6 protein-coding genes are annotated in these 21,300 nt (G+C 43.2%); 5 read left to right on the forward strand and 1 reads right to left on the reverse strand.

What is annotated here, in order from left to right; translation table 11 throughout:
- Nucleotides 1-183 precede the first annotated feature (183 nt).
- The gene (locus tag IFO66_RS01235) at nucleotides 184-594 is read right to left on the reverse strand and encodes a GNAT family N-acetyltransferase (RefSeq protein ID WP_192023392.1); all 411 of its coding nucleotides are present in this window, start codon (nucleotides 592-594) and stop codon (nucleotides 184-186) included.
- 860 nt (nucleotides 595-1,454) lie between these two features.
- Between IFO66_RS01235 and sbnA the strand changes: the two genes are divergently transcribed.
- The 5 genes from sbnA (at nucleotide 1,455) to IFO66_RS01260 (ending at nucleotide 21,286) form a co-directional block, all read left to right on the forward strand.
- Nucleotides 1,455-2,429 carry a 2,3-diaminopropionate biosynthesis protein SbnA gene (gene sbnA / locus IFO66_RS01240; protein WP_192023393.1) on the forward strand — a complete coding sequence of 325 codons (975 nt, stop codon included), beginning with the start codon at nucleotides 1,455-1,457 and terminating at the stop codon, nucleotides 2,427-2,429.
- Nucleotides 2,413-3,375, forward strand: coding sequence for a 2,3-diaminopropionate biosynthesis protein SbnB (locus tag IFO66_RS01245; RefSeq protein WP_192023394.1), 963 nt, complete (start codon nucleotides 2,413-2,415; stop codon nucleotides 3,373-3,375). Before sbnA ends, IFO66_RS01245 begins: the two co-directional genes overlap by 17 nt.
- A 151-nt stretch (nucleotides 3,376-3,526) precedes the next feature.
- Nucleotides 3,527-4,354 carry a GNAT family N-acetyltransferase gene (locus IFO66_RS01250; protein WP_192023395.1) on the forward strand — a complete coding sequence of 276 codons (828 nt, stop codon included), beginning with the start codon at nucleotides 3,527-3,529 and terminating at the stop codon, nucleotides 4,352-4,354.
- Between the two features lie 67 nt (nucleotides 4,355-4,421).
- Nucleotides 4,422-12,185: a hybrid non-ribosomal peptide synthetase/type I polyketide synthase gene (locus IFO66_RS01255; protein WP_192023396.1), complete on the forward strand. Its 7,764-nt coding sequence runs from the start codon at nucleotides 4,422-4,424 to the stop codon at nucleotides 12,183-12,185.
- A 35-nt stretch (nucleotides 12,186-12,220) separates the two neighbouring features.
- Nucleotides 12,221-21,286 carry a non-ribosomal peptide synthetase/type I polyketide synthase gene (locus tag IFO66_RS01260; RefSeq protein WP_192023397.1) on the forward strand — a complete coding sequence of 3,022 codons (9,066 nt, stop codon included), beginning with the start codon at nucleotides 12,221-12,223 and terminating at the stop codon, nucleotides 21,284-21,286.
- Nucleotides 21,287-21,300: the final 14 nt, after the last annotated feature.

A 21,300-nucleotide genomic window follows, 5' to 3' on the forward strand; every position in this document is an offset into this window, starting at 1 on the left:
AAGGATGCAAACGTGCATGCTTATCCTGTTAGTAGCACCAAATCTTATAGATAAAGGGAAAATGCCTGCATTTGAGCAGGCATTTTTCAATTTTGCGTCTATATCTGTTAAAATACCTGCACATTTACATGTATTACAAACATCATGAATGTATCTGCATGATATGAAAGAAGGAATCACGTTTTACAACTTTTTTGTAAAAATGATTTCTAGAGCAGGATCGATGTCCATTAATAAACTCCCTGAATCTTTGTACCCCAGCTTGCGGTAGAAGTGCTGCGCATCTTCATTGGATTGAGAGGAAGTCATTACTTGTTTATGACCGATAGCTCTCATCTCCGCTTCCCAGAACTCAACGAGCTTGCGACCATGCCCTTTATTTCTGTACGCGTCATCCAAGTAAAGCATATTCATAAACGGAAAGAGGTCCCAGAAGTAACCGTAACGCAGCCATCCGACTGCTTGCTCTTGATCGTTTATCGCTATAATAAATTCTTTATCTTTCAGCTTTCTCATCATTAATGACTTACACATATGCTTGTCACGTTCAAGTATAAATGGGTAGTAGCTTTCATCTGCAATCTCAAATCTCATGTGATAGACCACCTTATGATGTTTACTGAACTCAATAAATGTAGCTGTAAGTTTATCTATGAAAATAATACCATCTAATAAATAATGTATCTAGGGTCAATTATTTCTGAGTTTAGCTATCGAAAAATATTAGAAATTGACAGATTTAAAATATTCATGTTAATATCTTGTCGAAAGATATAGGCATGTATTTCCTATTTGACGACTGTTTAGAGCAAGTTATTAAGCAGTATCCAACGGTGACAGGGTAATGTATCTTTCAACCTCATAATGATTTGCATACTCTACTTCTTCCAACATTGCCATACTCCCAATATGTATTGTGAACAAGCGTGGATCCACTTCTTGATCAAATTCACTTACTATCTATCAACCTCAATGCTTTACTCAAAGATTCTAATCCCGCTTTACAGGCTTCATCTTTTATTATTCAATATTTGCGCACAACCCCCTTTTATCGTGGTTTTTACTGCAACTTCCGATTTGTTACGTTATTAAGTTTGTTACCTCAGTAATCTATTGATGAGCAATCGATGTTTAGACACGTTGTTTCGGAGAATAGAGGACATACGTACACCTTCGTAGTGCAAAAATTACATTTGCATGAAAGGGCGGAAGCCTGTCATTTTTCGTCTTAACAAGCCTTCATTTTCATAAAAGGCTTGTTATTTCGTGTTTTTGAAGGAAGGTAATCTCTCTCCATCGTATCGTTCCATGCGTATTAATTAAAGGGAGGTGCTAGATAAGAAACATATAAGCATGGATTAACATGAACAACTATTTTCCCGTATTCCTGATTCGAATAAGAAAGTGTCGTAAGGCATCAACTTCATTATATTCAGCTTACAGGAGGGGTTTTTATGATATACAACAGTATTTTAAATCGAGTGGGGAACACGCCGATCGTTCATATAAATGTGCCGGAATTGGTCCAAACGAAAGTATATGCCAAAATGGAGATGTTCAACCCGATGGGGAGTGTCAAAGATAGAGCAGCTTCTTATCTTCTTCACAAATTGCTAGAGACAGGCGAAATAAATAAAGACACGGTTATTATTGAATCGTCATCGGGCAATTTTGGACTGGCGCTTGCTTCTTTTTGCCGTGAACATGGACTGAAATTTTATTGTGTTATTGATGCCAATATTATGCCGGATAATGAAATCCTAATTAATCATTTGAGTGACAAAGTATTTAAAATAACAGAACCTGATGCAAGCGGCGGTTATTTATTGAATCGGATCGAAAAAGTGAAAGAACTAAAGCGCAATATTCCTAACTCGTATTGGGTGAACCAATATGAAAATCCACTTAATGCAGAAGCGTATTATCAAACATTAGGGGCGGAAATTAACGATTCTTTCGATAAGTTGGATTACCTTTTTATGGGAGTTAGTTCTGGTGGGACGATAACAGGGGTTTCTAATAAAGTGAAAGACAAATTTCCGAATGCAAAAGTTATCGCCGTAGACATTGTCGGATCAGTTATTTTCGGAAATCCTCCAGGTAAGAGGAAGATTCCAGGCATAGGTTCAAGTAAATATCCTAAAATTTTGGATCAAGCCAAAATCGATGAAGTCGTCATGGTGGAAGAAACGACTTCAATTGAAATGTGTCACCGCCTCTTTACCGACTATCGAATTTTGGCAGGTGGCTCCTCCGGTTCTGCGCTGGCTGCGATTCTCTCCTATTTTTATAAAAACCCACCTGGTAAGCATACGACTGTCATTACGGTATTTCCCGATCGAGGAGACCGATATGCAAGTACGATTTACAATCCTGAATGGTGTGCTACTTTTCCTAGAAAGGAAGTTATGAATGCTATATCTCAATGAGGAACATGTATTGTCCATCGGTGTAAACTGGGCAGAGACGACGGAAGTAATTGAAAATACGATTAAAGCAGATGACGTTAATCAAGTTGTACAGCCTGTCAAGCCATACTTAAGATTCAAGGACAAGGCCAATCGGATCATTGCGATGCCGGCATATGTAGGCGATGAATATGATGTAGCGGGCATTAAATGGATCGCAAGCTTCCCAGACAATATTAATAAAGGAATTCCACGTGCAAGCAGTGTCGTTATTTTGAATGACGCTAATACGGGTCAAGTAAAGTCGATTATAAATGGAGCGCTGCTGAGTATCATTCGTACAGCATCTGTTAGTGGCTTACTAATACAGCGAGCTTTGGAAGCAAAGAAACTTGAGCGATTTTCAATAGGTATCATTGGTTGGGGACCTATCGGACAGAATCACTATCATATGTGCCGATATTTGTTCGAAGATCAGATCGAACAAATTTATTTATATGATATTAATGGTATAAACGGACCAGAATCTGTCGTCAACGACTCGAAAGTACGGGTGTGTTCAGATTGGAGAGAAGTTTACCATCATGCAGATGTATTTATGACATGCACGGTCTCGAAAGAACGTTATATTGATGAGCAACCTAAGCCAGGGGCCATCTTGTTAAATGTATCTTTACGAGATTATAAGCTAGAATCATACGATTACGTGAAAAATGGTTTGATCGTAGATCACTGGAAAGAAGTATGTCGAGAAAATACAGATATTGAATGGTTCTATCTTCAACGAGGATTGCAGGAACAAGACGTAAAGACCTTTGCAGACGTTATTTGCCGACAAGTACTGCATGATTTGGCTCCAGATCAACCGATCATGTTCAATCCGATGGGGATGGCTGCCTTTGATATTTCCATTGGTGAGTATTATTTACGCAAAGCCAGAGAGTTGAACATGGGGCAAGCCTTGTAGAGCAGTGATGAAATAAAAAATGGTAGAACATATTGAAAACAGGAAAAAAATAGAGTATATTTTTTTAGTAGGTTTTTTCCAATGTTTATGCAACTAGATATGTCCTGCAGGAAATAGACGCTATGACTCTATGAAAGAAGAGGGGAATACGATGATTTACCAACTGGACAAGAATGATTACCATAAGGTCAAACCTTTGGTACGGACGAAGGAAGAAATAGATAATGTCAGCCTTAATGGCGTTATAAATGGTACAAATCTAGGGAACATTTATGTAGATAACGTTGAACATCCACAGTCAGCGTTGGTAGATGCAACGGGAACTACTTGCTACTTTATAGGTGATCCCGAAAATGAATCGTTTAGCAATCATTTAAAAGATTGTATTGAAATTCAATTGAGGGCGTCTTGTGAGGAATTAGGTGGTACTCACTTTATTGCTGTCGTATTTAGTGAAGCATGGGAAAAAGTATTGGAGCGTGCAATCGCACATCGAGACTATGAGCCTGATTATGAGTCCTGCTTTGAACTAGATCGTGAACAGTTCGAAGCATCGAAGAGGGATTACGCATCTTTATCCAGTGCGTATACGTTGAAGCCAATAGATAAAGAAATCATAGAAAATGATCCGGATGATACGATACTAGAAGGATTAGAAGAGTTTTGGGAGTCTACTGACGATTTCCTTGCACAGGGAGAAGGCTATTGTATCTTGCAAGGTAATGAAATTATTAGCTACTGCTACTCTTGCTATGTAGATGGCAATAGTCATGAGATAACTGTAGAGACTTGTGATGAAGAGTTGCAGAACAAAGGTCTTGCAACCCTTGTATCTCAAGCTTATATCGAGCATTGTCTTAGCAAAGGAATTAATCCTAAATGGTCTACCTTCGAAACAAATGAAGCTTCTGTCAAGCTAGCAGACAAATTAGGGTACCGTTATAGTTACAAGTTGAAAACGTATGAATTCGAATATTAAAGTTATGGGCTGCCATCCGACTTAGTGCCGGGTGGCAGTTTTCGTATTGTCGGAAAGGTAGGTTGCTATGAGCGAACTCAAAAAAAGTAATGTTGAAGATATGATTGGATTAACTCCTGTACAAGAAGGAATGCTCTTTCATTATTTGCAAAATCCAAACGCTGATCATTACCATGAGCAACTATGCATATGTCTATCTGGAAGCATTCGTGTAGAGTGGTTCCAACAAGCATGGCAGGAAGTTATCGACAATAATGAAATGCTAAGAACCGTATTCCGTTGGGAGAAAGTGAAACAGCCCGTACAAATCATTCTTAAGGAATGTAAGCCGAAGCTGGAATATTATAATATTTCCTGGGAAACGAACGGAGATCAGGATAGAATGATCAATGAAGTAAGAAAGAAGGACTTGCAGAACAAATTTGATTTGCGTCAAGTTCCCTTTCGAGTTGTTATTTTTCAAACAAGTGAAAACAGAGCAACACTGCTTATTAGCAATCATCATATTTTGTATGACGGTTGGAGCAATGGCATTGTTATAAAGGAAATGTTGGAGGCGTATGCGCGTGCTTCACGTCAAGAGCCAACGATAAAACGATCAAAACCCAAATTTAAAGCATTTATTAAGCGATTGCAGGCTCAAAGTACGCAGGATCAGAAAAAGTTTTGGTCTAAACATTTAATAGATGTCGAAGCTGTAGATCCTTTATCGTTAGGGAAAAGTGATGCACATCCCAATCAGCAGGTTGAGCATGAGGCTATCACGCTCTCATCTGATGAAAGGCAGCAATTAGAGCGTTTAGCGGCGGAACACGAGCTAACCGTGGCTTCTATATATTTCAGTGCATGGGCAATTCTATTACAGCGATACAAGAACAGCGATGATGCTGTATTTGGCACGACGGTGTCGGGACGGCCGACAGAACTAGCGGGTTGCGAGGAAATGGTAGGCTTATTTATCAATACGATTCCATTACGGGTATGCATTGATAAGAATGACAGCATGCTAGATGTGGTGAAAAAAACGAATGAGGCTATGCGAGAGCGTGCAGCATACGAGCACACCTCTATTGTTGATATTCAGTCTACTACGAACATGAATCGTGCATCGGACTTGTTTGATACGGTAATGGTTATTGAGAATTATCCGCTTGACGAAAGATTATCCAAAGCAGAGGGGCCGTTAGTTATCGACTCTTACTCCGCTCAGGAACAAACCCATTATAATCTGATGCTTTCACTAGAGATGGGTAATGAGATTAAAGTAACGGCAAGCTACGATACAGGCTGCTACGAGAAAACAGCAGTCGAGAGAATGTTGGAGCATGTAAAAAGGGTTTTGTTAGAACTAGTTATTGCTCCTAACCAAGTACTAGGCAGCTTGCAAATTATTTCTGTTGCAGAGCGCTCGCAAATACTAGAACAATTTAATAACACAACTACTCATTATTGTGACAATCGCACGCTTCATAGCTGGTTTGAGGAACAGGTTGAAAAGACACCTCACCACCTTGCAGTTAGGTCACAGGAGAAGCAAATTTCATATAAAGAATTAAATGAAAGAGCGAATCAGCTTGCGCATTTTTTAATAACGAAAGGAGTCGCAAGCGAAGATATCATAGGTATCATGATGCAGCGATCCATCGAAATGGTTATAGCGATTCTCGGGATACTAAAAGCTGGTGCTGCCTATATGCCTATCGATCCTGATTATCCTCTTAATCGAAAGGATTATATGCTGCATGACAGCGGAGCTAAACTTCTGATCGTTTCCGATCATACGGAGTTTCCTACTGAATGGTCAGGTGAGATTATTTCACTCTATGCTCCTGAATTGTCTTCCTTCCACAAAAATAACACGTCCTATGTAATTAGCAGTCAGCAATTGGCGTATACGATATATACTTCTGGTTCTACAGGAAAACCTAAAGGTGTATTGATTACACATCGAAACGTAATTAATCTGATCAACTGGTTCGCAAAAGAAATGAATATTGATGAACGATCGAATATAGCATTTTTGACGAACTACATTTTTGACCCCAGTGTAGAAGAAATCTTCGGTTCCTTGCTTTACGGGGCGACGCTACACTGTGTAAGTCCAGAAATTGTTTACCATGGCGAGAGGCTATTGTCTTTCTTAGGCAAATGGGCTATCGATATGATTTCATTGACCCCTACGATGCTGCGCGAACTATTATATGAACAGAAAAATACGATTGGCCTAAAAATCATTGTGGGTGGCGAGAAATTAGACGAAAATCTAAAAAACCAAATCATCCAAAATGGCTTTGAGCTGTATAACTCCTACGGACCGACGGAAACAACGGTAGACGCACTTACATCGAAATGTGCTCTAGACGAAAATGTGGTACTAGGAAAGCCCTTAGACAATGTAAAGGTATATATTTTAAGTCAACACGGCACTTTGCAACCGGTAGGCATTACAGGTGAGCTATGCATTTCGGGAGATGGTGTTGGAAGGGGCTATTTAAATAGGCCCGAACTTACGGAAGAAAGGTTTGTACCGAACCCATTTCATACTGGACAAATGATGTTTTGCACCGGGGATATGGCTAGGTGGTTACCTGATGGAAACGTGGAGTATTTAGGAAGACGCGATTATCAAGTCAAAATTAATGGGGTTCGTATTGAACTCGAAGAGCTGGAGTCGCATTTGCGAAAGCATCCTCATGTGAAAGATGCGATTGTGGTCCAACGAGAGAGTAAGCAAGGAGATAAATATGCAGCGGCTTATTATGTAAGCAGCCAGCCCGTGTTGTCTACTGATAGCTTGAACTCATTTTTAAGAGAAACCTTGCCTCAAAATATGCTGCCGTCCGTTTATGTTCAATTGGAAAAATTGCCGCTGACCCCAGGCGGGAAGGTCGATCGAGCTGCATTACCTCAATCAGAAGAAACGATACAGCAGCAGCCCAAAATATATGTGAAGCCAGAGAAGGAAATGGAAGTGGCGATAGCTTCGCTGTGGCAGGAAGCACTAGAACGAGACCGAGTAGGACTAAATGATAACTTCTTTGATCTTGGGGGCAACTCGTTAAAGTTGATTCGTGTCTATGGAAAACTAACAGCGCTTACAGATAAAGAAGTCACGGTGGCTGATATGTTCGCTTATCCAACGGTTCGTTCTCTCGCTTATTTTCTAACGGAAAAAGATGCTGCGGCAACTGAGCGAATAAATGAAACGTCAATTCGATCCATATCCAATCACGGTGGAACAGACATTGCTGTCATTGGGATGGCTGGTAGATTTCCAGGTGCGGAAAGCATTGATCAGTTTTGGACTAATTTGCAGCAAGGTGTCGAGTCTATCCCTTTCTATACCGAAGAGCAATTGGAAGAGCTGGGTGTTGCCTCTGAGCTGATTCATAACTCTGCGTTTGTCAGGACATCAGGTGGTGTGCTGCAAGATCGCGATCAGTTTGATGCCTCGTTCTTCGGTTATTCTGCGAAAGAAGCGGAGTTAATGGACCCGCAAATGAGAGTGCTGCATGAATGCGTATGGGAAGCATTGGAACATGCCGGCTACAACTCGGAAAGCTATTCTGGTTCAATCGGGCTGTATGCAGGTTCTTCCGATGATTATCATTGGACGCGGATGATAACAGCCGATGATGATTTAGCAGTAGAGCAGTATAGGGCTTCTCTATTAAGTCGCAAAGATTTTTTGTGTACGAATATTTCATATAAATTGAACTTAAGAGGACCGAGCTATACGGTGCAAACGGGCTGTTCTACTTCGTTAGTTGCTATTGCGAATGCATGTCAAGCGATCCGGAACGGTGAATGCAATATGGCGATAGCTGGAGGTGTCTCTATTTATGCAGAAATGGCACCGGGATATGTATATGAGGACGGGATGATCTTCTCGCCTGATGGACACTGCCGAGCTTTTGATGCGAATGCGCAGGGTACGGTTCCAGGAGAAGGAGTAGGCGTCGTTGTATTGAAGCGGCTGCAAGAAGCCATCGATGACGGTGATTACATTCATGCTGTTGTCAAAGGTGTTGGAACAAATAACGACGGATATCGCAAAGTCGGATTTACAGCGCCTAGCATTGAAGGACAAGCTGAGGCGATTAAGACGGCTCAACGTATGGCAGGAATTGAACCAGAGAGCATCACTTACATTGAAGCGCACGGAACGGCGACTCCTTTAGGAGATCCAGTTGAGCTTGCGGCGCTCAAGCGCGCCTTTCCATCCGAACAAACGGGCTATTGTGCGATTGGATCGGTGAAGACGAACATCGGGCATTTGGATGCAGCAGCTGGAGTAGCGGGATTTATTAAGACTGTGCAAGCATTAAAGCATAAGCAGATCCCTGCGAGTTTACATTTTGAAACACCGACGTCGAAGTTTGATTTCAACCATAGTCCTTTTTATGTGAACCATACTTTAACGGAGTGGACAGATGATAAATATCCTCGTCGTGCTGGGGTTAGTTCGTTCGGTATTGGGGGAACGAATGCACATATTTTACTAGAAGAAGCCCCAGTGGCTACTGATAGAATCTCAAGTGATGAGCTATCTATTATTCCGTTGTCAGCGCGCTCGGAAGAAGCTCTTCAGCGCATGACCGTCAATTTGTCTACTCATATAACGAGTCATCCGGATATCCCATTAGCGGATATTGCTTTTACGCTGCAAAGTGGAAGAAAATCGTTTCCATATCGAAAATCTGTGGTTTGCTCCTCCCGCGAGGAGGCAGTTGAGCAATTGAGCGCTGTAGGGGTAGATATCGTGGCTGAGGACATTCCACGAGTTTTCTTTATGTTCCCAGGGCAAGGATCGCAGCAAGTAAATATGGCACGAGAGCTGTATGAAGCAGAGCCTGTATTCCGTGAAGAAATGGAGCGCTGCTTTGTTATTTTAAACAACTTAGGAGCTGGAGATGTTCAACAGATATTGTATCCGACGTTAGAATCGGGTGCTGCTGATGCGATGATTGTTCACACAGAATACGCGCAGCCCGCTATATTTGTTGTGGAATATGTACTTTCTCGTCTACTGATGACATGGGGAATTCATCCCTATGCCATGATTGGTCATAGTCTGGGCGAGTATGTGGCAGCTTGTTTGTCAGGTGTTCTCTCATTAGAAGATGCGCTGCGGCTCGTTGTGATCAGAGGGAAATTGATGCAATCGATGGTTCCGGGAGCCATGGTAAGCGTTACACTGACCAGAGAAGAATTACTGCCGCTGCTGCATGACGGCTTGTCATTGGCGGCTGTGAATGCACCGTCACAATGTGTTGTTGCTGGCGATTATGAAGACATAGCGAGATTCGAACAACAGCTTACTGGCGAAGGGTATATCGTAAAACGATTAAATACATCGCACGCTTTTCATTCCAAAGCAATGGATCCAATCTTAGAAGTCTTTGCGGACGAGCTGCATAAGGTTCGGTTAAACCCACCTCAAATTCCTTACCTATCTAATGTGACAGGAGGATGGATTACAGTAGAAGAAGCTGTTTCTCCGTCGTATTGGGTACGACATTTGCGAGAAACGGTTTACTTTAATGAAGGTTTGAATCTGCTGCTGGAGATGGAAAATTCAATATTTGTTGAGGTTGGGCCAGGCAGAGCATTGGCAGCACTCGTAAGTCGTCGCAAACACAAGGAAGCGAAACAAACAGCTATACATGTAGCTGCTAATGCTGTGAACTTGACCATTGGCCGCTATGAGCTGCGGCAAGTGCTAACTAAATTATGGGGGCTGGGCGCTGAGGTAGATTGGAACGGGCTTACACCGGAGCAGAAGCCATTCCGCGTGCCATTGCCTACATATCCTTTTGAGCGTAAGCGTTACTGGCCTAAGATCAAGCGTTCCACAGCAGAGCAAGGAACTACAGCCTCCGAACGCATGAAATTAACGAAACAGGCAGACATTTCGAATTGGTTCTATACGCCTTCATGGGAACGAAGCGTATGGCCGCTTGAATCGGCTGAGCATAATCAAACATTAGCGAATTGGCTTATATTTTCCGATGAACAAGGTATGAGCGAACAACTTGTCAAACAGTTGCACATTGGTGGACATACTCAGATTGTACTTGTTAAGCAAGGAGTAACCTACAGCCAACTCAATGAGCAAACTTATGTCATCGATCCGACTCATGCGTCCGATTACCAGACCTTGTTTACGGAGCTGCAAGTAAGAAATCTAGTGCCGGATAAGATTGTTCACTTTTGGAGTATGTCGAACCGTCATCATCAATCGTTAACGACAGCTTGGTTAGACAAAGCGCAAGATACAGGATTCTTTAGCTGTATGTACCTTGCACAAACGATTGGCACGATGCAAATAACGAAACCAATCCGAATGGTAGTCATGACTTCTGACATGTATGATGTCAACGGTGAAGAGCGCTTGCAGCCGGAACAAGCTACCGTCTTAGGATTCGTTAAGATTTGTCCGTTAGAATATCCGAATATTCACTGCCAGAGCATCGATTTATCTTCTTCTCTTCAACTGGATCCGGAATGGACCAAGCGGGTCCTGATAGATGCTGGTTTGTTATCCCCAGAGATAATGATTGCTTATCGCGGTGCCTATCGCTGGACTCCTGTGTATAAGCGAATATTGCTAGAACATACGGAACGAACAGCCATGCTACGTGAGCATGGTGTTTACCTCGTTACAGGCGGACTTGGTGGAATTGGTATGGAATTGGCCAAATACGTTGCAGACTATGTTCCATCGAAGGTAGTGCTGTTAGGTAGATCTCCGTTTCCAGTTCGGGAATCTTGGTCCGAATGGCTAGCTGTTCATGGTGAAGAAGATACAACCAGTAAGAAAATTCGCAGCATTCGAAAAATGGAGGAGAACGGTTCTGAAGTGATGGTAGTAAGTGCTGATCTTGCTGACATGAATGCGATGACGGAGGTAATGGCCAAAGTTGAGAGGCAATTCGGTAAAGTGAACGGTGTCATCCATGCTGCCGGTGTTCCTGATTATGAGGGAGTTATTCAAAATCGCACCCGTGAAATGAGCGAAAAAATACTTGCTCCGAAAGTAAAAGGAACCCTTATACTCGATGCATTATTGGAAGAGCATACATTGGATTTTTATGTGCTATGTTCATCTAATGGAAACATGTCCTATCATTATAAATTCGGTCAGGTTGCCTACAATGCGGCTAATGAGTTCATCGATGCTTATGTAAGCAGCAAACGAGCAGCCGATACCCAAGTACTCGCGATCAATTGGTGCGATTGGAAAGATGTCGGTATGTCTGTCCAAGCTGCCGCACATTGGAGCAAAACGCTCAAAACCGATACACAATCCCTCTTACAAGATGCATTATCTATTTCTGAAGGCAGGGAAGTATTCGGTCGAATTCTTTCTTGTGGTCAGAAGAGGATCATTGTGTCCCCTGTTGATTTGCACGAGGAGATAGCTTTTGAGCAAGTGAGCTTCCAGAGAATGTTTCTGCAGAACTCGAATGAGGGTGTGTTTCAGGAGTTGGATAGCAGCGGCTACTCGCATACAGAGGCACACAGTGTACGTCATATGCTAATTGCAATTTGGGAGGATTTACTCGGCAAAGATGATGTGACTGTAGATGATAATATCTTTGATCTGGGTGCCAATTCTTTAGATATCATTCAGGCAAATAGCAAACTGAAAGCAATGATGAAGAGAGATATCCCGATCGTAACGATGTATACGTACCCGACCATTCATACGTTAGCAGAGCATTTGACACAAGGTGAAGAGCAGCCTGCTCAACAGCAGGTCGAGAAGCTCAATAAAGATAAATCCGTATTAAGTAAAACATTGGCCAAGTTAAAGAGCCACTCCTAAAACAGACCCTAGTTGATAATCGGAGGAGGTACAGTATGAGCCATACAAATGGTTTGGAAATTGCAGTGATTGGAATGGCGTGCCGATTTCCTGGGGCGCGTAACATAGATGAATATTGGCATAACCTGAGTAACGGTGTGGAGTCGATATCCTTCTTTACCGAAGAGGAATTGAAAGAAGCAGGGGTAGATCCAGAGCTGCTGCGCAATCCGAACTATGTAAAGGCAAAAGGATATATCGAGGATATTGAATACTTCGATGCTGCTTTTTTTCAATTCTCTGCTAGAGAAGCAGAGATTATGGATCCGCAAATACGAGTGCTGCAAGAGTGTGCTTGGGAAGCTCTTGAGCATTCTGGTTATACACCTCATAGGTATGAGGGAGATATCGGGTTATACGCAGGAGCTTCTACCAATTTCAATTGGGAGCCTTTAGCTTCCTATACGGATTCGAGCTTGAGTAGTGAGGGATTTGAAGCTGGAACATTAGCATTTAAAGATGCATTGAGTACGCTAATTTCTTATAAATTGAATTTGAGAGGTCCAAGTCTCTCCCTTTACTCGGCCTGCTCGACTTCATTATCTTCCATTCATCAGGCTTGTCGCGGCTTGCTGTTGGGAGAATGCTCTATCGCGTTGGCGGGTGGTGTATCTGTCAGCTATCCGAAGAAGCATGGCTACCTTTATCAGGAAGGGATGATTGAATCCCCTGATGGACATTGCCGATCATTTGATGCGAAAGCAGAAGGATCGGTTTTTGGAGATGGGGCAGGCATCGTCGTACTGAAACGGTTGGAAGATGCTATCGCGGACGGGGATACGATTCATGCTGTTGTCAAAGCATCAGCGATGAACAATGATGGATCGCGCAAGGTTGGATACACGGCCCCTAGTGTGGAAGGGCAAGCAGAGGTTGTGCGTAAAGCGCTTCATCTGGCTGAAGTTGAGCATGAAAGCATTACTTATATTGAAGCGCACGGATCGGGTACCAGTATGGGGGACCCGATCGAGATTAAAGCTTTAGAGAAAGCTTACGACATCACAGGTAAGCGTGTATGTGCGGTTGGATCGGTCAAGTCCAATGTAGGTCATTTAGATACAGCGTCAGGTGTAGCAGGCTTTATCAAAACCGTATTAGCGTTGAAAAACAAACAAATTCCACCGAGTCTCCACTTTGAAACGCCTAATCCGGAGATTCATTTTGAAGTCAGTCCGTTCTATGTGAATGACCGTTTAGCAGATTGGAAAAGTAGTAAATATCCACTTCGGGCGGGTGTTAGTTCTTTCGGTCTCGGAGGAACTAATATTCATGTCATTATAGAAGAAGCGCCTGCTATGGAAGCGACTCGGCCTGCTGGAAGATCAGACAAGCTTTTGGTCCTTTCCGCTAGATCAGAAGCAGCTCTTGATCAGGCAGCTAGCAATTTGGCCGCGTTTCTAGAGCATCAATCTGAGATTGATATAGAAGATGCTGCTTATACTTTGCAAGTTGGTCGAGATGTGTATCCTTATCGCAGAACGGTCGTTTGCAATAGTGTGGAGGAAGCAATTGCGAGCTTGAAGCCACGTCAAGACAGTCAATTGAAGGCCACTTATACGAAAGAGACTGTCAAACAAACCGTATTTATGTTTTCCGGTCAAAGTGCTCAATATGTTCAGATGGGTCGGGGATTGTATGATACCCAGCCTGTTTTTCGCCAAGCCATGAATGATTGTTTTGATTTATATCGTTCCTTGACGGGAACTGTTTTGAAGGAAATTTTATATCCAGATTCAACGCTTGGAGCAATATCGCCAGAAGAAGCGCAACAACGGATACAACGGACGGAGATATCTCAGCCCGTCCTATTTGTGTTTGAGTATTCGCTTGCTAAGCTGCTTATGAGCTGGGGGATACGTCCCGATGCAGTTATCGGGTACAGCTTCGGTGAATACGCGGCAGCTTGCATAGCCGGCGTATTTAGTTTGAAAGATGCGCTGTCACTTGTTGTGCAGCGAGGCAAGCTGATGCAATCGCTGCCGAAGGGGGCTATGCTTAGCGTCCCATTAGCGGAAAAAGAGCTGCTTCCCTTATTAGAAGAAGGTGTATCGATCGCTGTTGTTAATGACCCGTCATGCATTGTGTCTGGCTCAGAGGAAGCGATTGAGCGATTCGAACAGCAGATGAAGCAGCGTAAACTACTGTGCATGAGACTCAATTCCAATCATGCGGCTCATTCCAAATGGATGGAGCCAGTTATGGACGCGCTCGAATGCAGCTTGCAACCGATACGTTACGGTCAAGCACAGGTGAAGTATGTGTCAGGCATGAAGGGGAAAGCTGCTCAATCCGAAGAAATTGCGAATCACGGCTATTGGGTCAGACAGCTTGCGGAACCTGTGCGCTTTTCTGATGGTATTGCTGAGCTTTGTACACATCCTAGTTATGTGTTTATCGAAGTCGGTCCAGGGCGAGAATTGTCGACAATGATAAGACGCCATATGGATGGCACGGCTCATCGAGTTGTTGATTTGATACAGCCGTTTGGTGGAAAAATGTCCGCAGATCGATATTTGCTAAGGCAATTAGGTAAGCTCTGGGCAAATGGAGTCGCTATCGACTGGAAGCAATATCATGATGGGGACAGTAGAATGCGTATACCTCTGCCTACCTATCCGTTTGAGAAGAAGTACTTTTGGCCGGACGTAAAACAAACAAAGCGAAGACAAGAAAAAAAGCAGAAAAGTATTCATACACGGAAAAGTTCTACGCCAGAGGATTGGTTCTATTTCCCGATTTGGAAACAGTCAGCTCTTAAATATGGGAATCGAACAACGACAGGTACGGGCAGTTGCAATGTTGTCTTTATGGATGAATATGGTGTTGGGGCGGAACTCGCGGAGATTCTACGTCAGGCTGGAAGTGATGTCGTCCAAGTATGGTCGGGCCATGCGTTTAAAACAGTGAATAGCAATGAGTTTATATTGAACCTTGGTGATCTTGAAGATTATCTGAGGTTGTTTAGCATGCTTAAACAATCAGAACGCACACCTAATCGCATCATCCATGCTTGTAGCTTATGTAAACAATCAGACGTACAGCAATGGGAAGCATTGCAGGTCAACGGATATTACAGCTTATTACATGTCGCGAAGGCAGCAGCTGAAATATTTGTATCTACCAATCTGCAATTGGATGTCATTGCAAACAACATTCACGAAGTAAGCGGCAATGAGCTGTTATATCCTGCGCACAGCACCATGTTAGGACCGTGTAAAGTCATCCCACAGGAATATGCTGAGATTCGCAGCAGAATGATTGATATCGACATCGAGGAATTAATCAGTAGTACGAAAGTTATCGGGCAGATTGCGACAGAAGTAAACATGGTCGACGCAGAACCAGTGGTAAGTTTGCGCAACGGTAAACGATGGGTTCCGTGCCATGAGCAAGTTAGGCTGGATAGAACAGGGGAAGATGACACTATACTGCGGGATGAAGGCGTCTATGTCATTACTGGCGGTACGGGGGGCATTGCGCTTGAACTTGCTGTCTATTTAGCTAGAACGAAAAAAGCTAATTTGGCCTTGATCCATCGTTCTTCGTTTCCAGAGCGGAATACATGGGAAGAATGGCTGGACGCTCACGAACCAAATGATCCAACAAGTATAAAAATTCGAAAATTGTTAGAAGTGGAACGGCATGCAAGTGGATTGATGTTGGAGCGTGCTGACGTATCCAACATGGAGCAAATGCAGACAGCGGTCTCAAGGATCGAGCAAAAATTTAGACAAATTCACGGCATTATTCATGCTGCTGGGACGCTGACGAGCGAAGCTTTTTCTGCAGTAACCGATACAGGGAAAGAAGAGAGCGAATCTCAGTTTACAGCAAAAATCTATGGTTCGCTCGTGTTAGATAAGTTATTTCAGGGCAAATCATTAGATTTTTGTCTGCTCATGTCCTCTATTTCTTCTGTGCTAGGAGGATTGGGTCATGTTGCTTACTGCGCAGCCAATTCATTTTTGGATGCTTACGCCTTCTATCAAAATCGAGGCGAGGGCAAGCGGTGGTTGAGCGTGAACTGGGATGGCTGGCTTGTGATGAAAATCGAGGATGGAGCATGGGATGAAATATGGAAAGAGACAGCGATGACTCCAGCTGAAGGGGTTGACGCCTTTGAGCGGGTGTTGGCCTGTATTTCAGCAAGCCAAATCGTGAACTCGACAGCAGACTTGCAGTCTAGAATCGACGCATGGTCTAGTCCCAAAGCATCTTCTCGTTCAGAGGAACAAGAGCAATCCTTCAAGCTAACAGAGCGACCGGAAATGTCCGTCCTTTATGAGGTGCCACGAAATGAGACAGAACAAGCGATAGCGAAAATTTTTCAACATATTGTCCGAATCCATGAAATTGGTATTCATGATGACTTTCTAGAGCTAGGCGGGGATTCATTGAAGGCAATCACCGTCTTGTCCAATATTCGTCAGCAATTTAATACCGATATTCCGCTAAAACAGTTTTTTAACAATTTGACGGTAGAACGGCTTGCTGCACTTATTTTGAATAAATCGGATCAAGACTTGATAGGCAAAGATGAAGCTCGCGTAGTACCAGCGGCGAAACAGGAACTTTATCCGCTTTCCACTGCTCAAAAGCGAATGTACCTCCTTGATCAATTAAATACAGGCAGCACCCTGTACAACACAACCATTTTGAAAAAAGTCGGTCGTTCTGTCTCCAAGCAGAAACTGGAGCAGATATTCAAAGCGTTGATCGAACGGCATGAAAGTTTGCGCACTTCGTTTATGCTCCAAGAAGATGTTCCTTATCAAAAAGTACATGACAGCGTAGATTTCCAACTATCGTCGTGGAATTTGTCTTCCGCACCCGATCAAGCTGCTCAAGTAATGGCTAGTTTCGTTGAGCCATTTGACTTGAGTCATGCTCCGCTATTGCGAGTAGGGTATATAGATGTTGGCGGTGATAAAAATATCGTGATCATCGACATTCATCATATTATTACGGATCTGATCTCCATGGATGTGGTGCAGCGAGATTTCAGCCTGTTGTTGGAAGGAATTGAACCGGAGCCCGTTACGTTACAGTACAAGGACTATGCAGTATGGCAGAACTCCAATTCGTACAAAAAGAGACTTCAACAGCAAGAAAGTTATTGGTTATCCAAATTTAGTAGCAAGCCGCCATTATTAAATTTGCCTACCGATTACCCGCGAAGTAAGACGAAGACCTATGCTGGCAGCAATTTCTGCTTTGAATTCAATGCGGAAGAGACTAGATTGCTTCGTCAACTGGGTAAAGCCAACGATTCGACTATATTTATGCTACTCTTAACTGCCTTTAAAGCGCTCTTGTTCCGTTTAACAGGGCAAATGGATATGGTAGTCGGCGTACCTGTAGCTGGGCGGAATGAGAAAGAGCTTGAGCATATACTTGGCTTGTTTGTAAATACACTGCCTATACGGAGTGAACTTTGCGGCAGCAAGACGTTCCCGCAGTGGCTGGAAACGATCAAAACCAATGTGTTGGAAGCTTTCGAGCATCAAGATTATCCGTTTGAGGAACTGGTGGAACGTATTATCGTGGAGCGGGATACGAGTAGAAATCCGCTATTCGATGTGATGTTCAACTTATTAGATCGACGCGAAGATGAAGAGCTAGATGAAGATTATCGAACAGATCAATTTTACAATCTAGGCTGTACATCAAAGTTTGATTTGAGCATGACGGTGAGAGAAGCGAAGCATAAACTTTATGTTGAAATCGAATACAGCACGGAGTTATTTAATGAAAGCACCATTCGTGCGATAAGCAGTTATTATCAACATTTGCTTCACGCTGTGGTTCACAATGAAACGATACCGATTAACGAAGTTGAGCTTGTTCCAGAGCAGATGCTTCGCGATTTGTATGATCGTCGGAATTGTACGGCACTTCCGTATCCTGCACATGCAACGGTGTGCGGGCTTATTGACGAGCAGGCATTCAAGTATCCGGATAGAGCAGCGCTCATTTGTGATGGACGGGAGCTAACCTATGAGGAGATGCGTATCCAATCCAATCAGTTGGCTCATACGCTTCAGCTCAAGGGGATCAGTCAAGGCAGTTTGGTTGGTTTGCTGCTGGATCATTCCATCGAAGCGGTAATTGCGATATTGGCGGTAATGAAATCAGGCGCATCTTATTTGCCTATCGATCCTGAATATCCGCAGGAGCGCATTCGTTTTCTTTTGGAAGATAGTCGCACGGATTTGCTGCTCGTTTCAGGACGTACCCTGCATACGATAGATACAGATTGTCGTGTATTAAATGTTGAGGACAGCCAATTGTACAGTCATTCAGCCACTTCTCTGCAAGCTGGTGCAACTGCTGTTGATACGGCTTATGTCATTTATACATCTGGTTCTACGGGGCTGCCGAAAGGCGTCGCTATCTCCCATCAATCATTGCTGAATTATATAAATTGGGCCATTCACGTGTATATGGATAAAGAAGGAGCGTTTTCGTTCCCGCTTTACTCTTCGCTTTCATTTGATTTGACGGTTACTTCGTTGTTTGCTCCGCTTGCTACCGGACACCCTTTGATCATTTACAAAGACAACGAGGGCAACAAAGAAATGGTCATACAGCGTATGTTGGAAGATGATGCGGTACATGTCATTAAAGTAACACCTACTCATTTAAAGTTGATTAAAGAGTTGGGTATTCAAGCATCGAATGTACGCACATTTATTGTTGGTGGAGAAGCGCTATCTACTGTTTTGGCGCGTGATATTTACCGTTTATTCGATGGAAAGGTCGCCATTTATAATGAATATGGACCTACAGAGGCAACGGTTGGATGTATGATCCACAAATTTGACGTGGAACGTGATGAACGGCTCTCTGTTCCGATTGGCAACCCTGCAGGCAACGCCAAAATATATGTGCTCGACAGTCAATTACACCTCGTTCCTGCAGCAATCCCAGGAGAGATTTATATTTCTGGAGATGGAATTGCTAAGCATTATTTATATCGACCTGAACTAACGCAAGAAAGGTTTCTGCCAGATCCTTTCGAACCGGGTCGTGTGATGTATAAAACGGGTGATTTGGCCCGATTGCTACCAGATGGCTCAATGGAGTACCTTGGCAGGTTGGATCATCAAGTTAAAATCCGCGGTTTCCGTATTGAACTGGACGAAATCACACATGCACTTGAAGCGCATCCAAGTGTAAAGGAAGGGATCGTGGTAGCAAGAGAGAGTGGGTCTGGTGAAGCAGATGACCGTTATCTTTGCGCGTATTATGTGCCTCTTCAGAGGGAAGACGATCTAACTTTGTTAAACCATGAACTGAAACAGGATCTTGCTCGAAAGTTGCCCGCTTATTTGGTACCGCAAGTATTCGTGAATGTGGAGACTTTGCCCGTAACACCGAACGGGAAATTAGATCTGGACCGATTGCCTGCGCCTATTCGTACTGGTGAGCAGCATTTTGCTGCCGTTGAAACGGCACTAGAACAAAAGTTGCTTGATATATGGGCAGAAGTGTTGAAGCGTGATGCGAATCAGATCTCCATTGACGCTAATTTCTTTGAATTAGGGGGACACTCGCTGAAAGCGACCGTTGTTGCTTCACGGTTGCATAAAGCATTGCAAGTTAAAGTCCCACTCATTGAGTTTATTAATCGACCAACGATTAGGGAACTGGCTAGCTATGTACAGGAGGCAAGTTCAGAAGCATATGCTCCGATTCCGAGAGCTGCGGATCAGCCGTACTATGAGTTGGCTCCTGCGCAGCGGAAGTTATACTTTCTTCAGCAGCTAAATCCGAATGACATCAGCTACAATATGCCGATGTTTTGGGAGCTGCAAGGAAGCTTGGAACAAGATAAGCTGAAAGCTGCTTTTCATAAGCTGGTATACAGGCACGAAAGCTTGCGAACAAGCTTCATTCTTGTAGACGGGCAGCCTTTCCAACAATTGAACGACAGCAGTATGTTAGAAATTGAATGTGAGAATGTGTCCTATTATAGAGAGCCGCAAGTTGTGGCTGAACGTATGATGAGTGAATTTATTAGACCGTTTGATTTATCAACCTCTCCATTGCGAATTGGGCTCATCCAGACAAGTGAGCAGCGTCATATTTTAATGGTTGATATTCATCATATTGTGACAGATGGCGTATCCATGGAAATACTCGCCCGCGACTTTATGGCTCTGTACGCAGGAGAGCAGCTGCCAGATTTGAAAGTTCGCTATCGAGACTATACGGAGTGGTACAGACAGCTTTGTGCACCGGAAAGAATGGAAAAACAGGCAGCCTACTGGCAGGAACAGTTCCAAGGCGAACTTCCTGTACTGCATTTGCCTGTTGATTATGATCGACCGTCTATTCGAAGCTTTGAAGGTGGTTATGTTGAATTTAAGCTTGCGTCAGATAAGACGGAACAATTAAAGCAGTTGGCGCTGCAAGAGGGAGCAACGTTATACCTTATCCTTTTGTCGGCATTTAATGTGCTGCTTGCTAAGTTGAGCGGTCAGGAAGATATCATTATCGGAACAGATACAGCAGGCCGGGGACATGATGATATTCAACAATTGATCGGCAATTTTGCCAATACGCTGGCGCTGCGGAACTATCCCGTTTCATCGCTATCTTTTTACGAGTTTTTGGCCGATGTCAAAGGCAGGCTTTTGGAAGCATATGAGCATCAAGATTTCCAATTTGAAGATGTTGTTGAGATGGTTGTGCACAAGCGTGATTTAAGCCGACATCCTTTATTTGATGTTATGTTTGGATTTTTAGGTCATGAAGGTAAAGAGCTGGAGATGAGTGGTTTAATGCTTCGCTCCTGTTCTCCGGAAAAAAGAACGGCTATTTTTGACCTTGTTTTGCTAAGTTATCAACAAGGAGAGTCGCTTGTGTTTGAGTTGGAATTCAGCACAAAACTGTTCAAACGTTCTACAGTCGACATGTTTGTCCGAAGCTTTATCCAAATTGTTGATCATATCATTGCACAACCAAATTGCAAACTTGCGGATATTCGGATAAGCCATGGGCTTCAAGCGACAAGCGTTGGCAAGCTAATGGACTTAGAAGGAGATTTTAGGTTCTGAATGAGAGGAAGGCG

It is taken from the genome of Paenibacillus arenosi, assembly GCF_014841135.1.
In the GTDB taxonomy this organism is placed as follows: Bacteria; Bacillota; Bacilli; order Paenibacillales; family Paenibacillaceae; genus Paenibacillus_B; species Paenibacillus_B arenosi.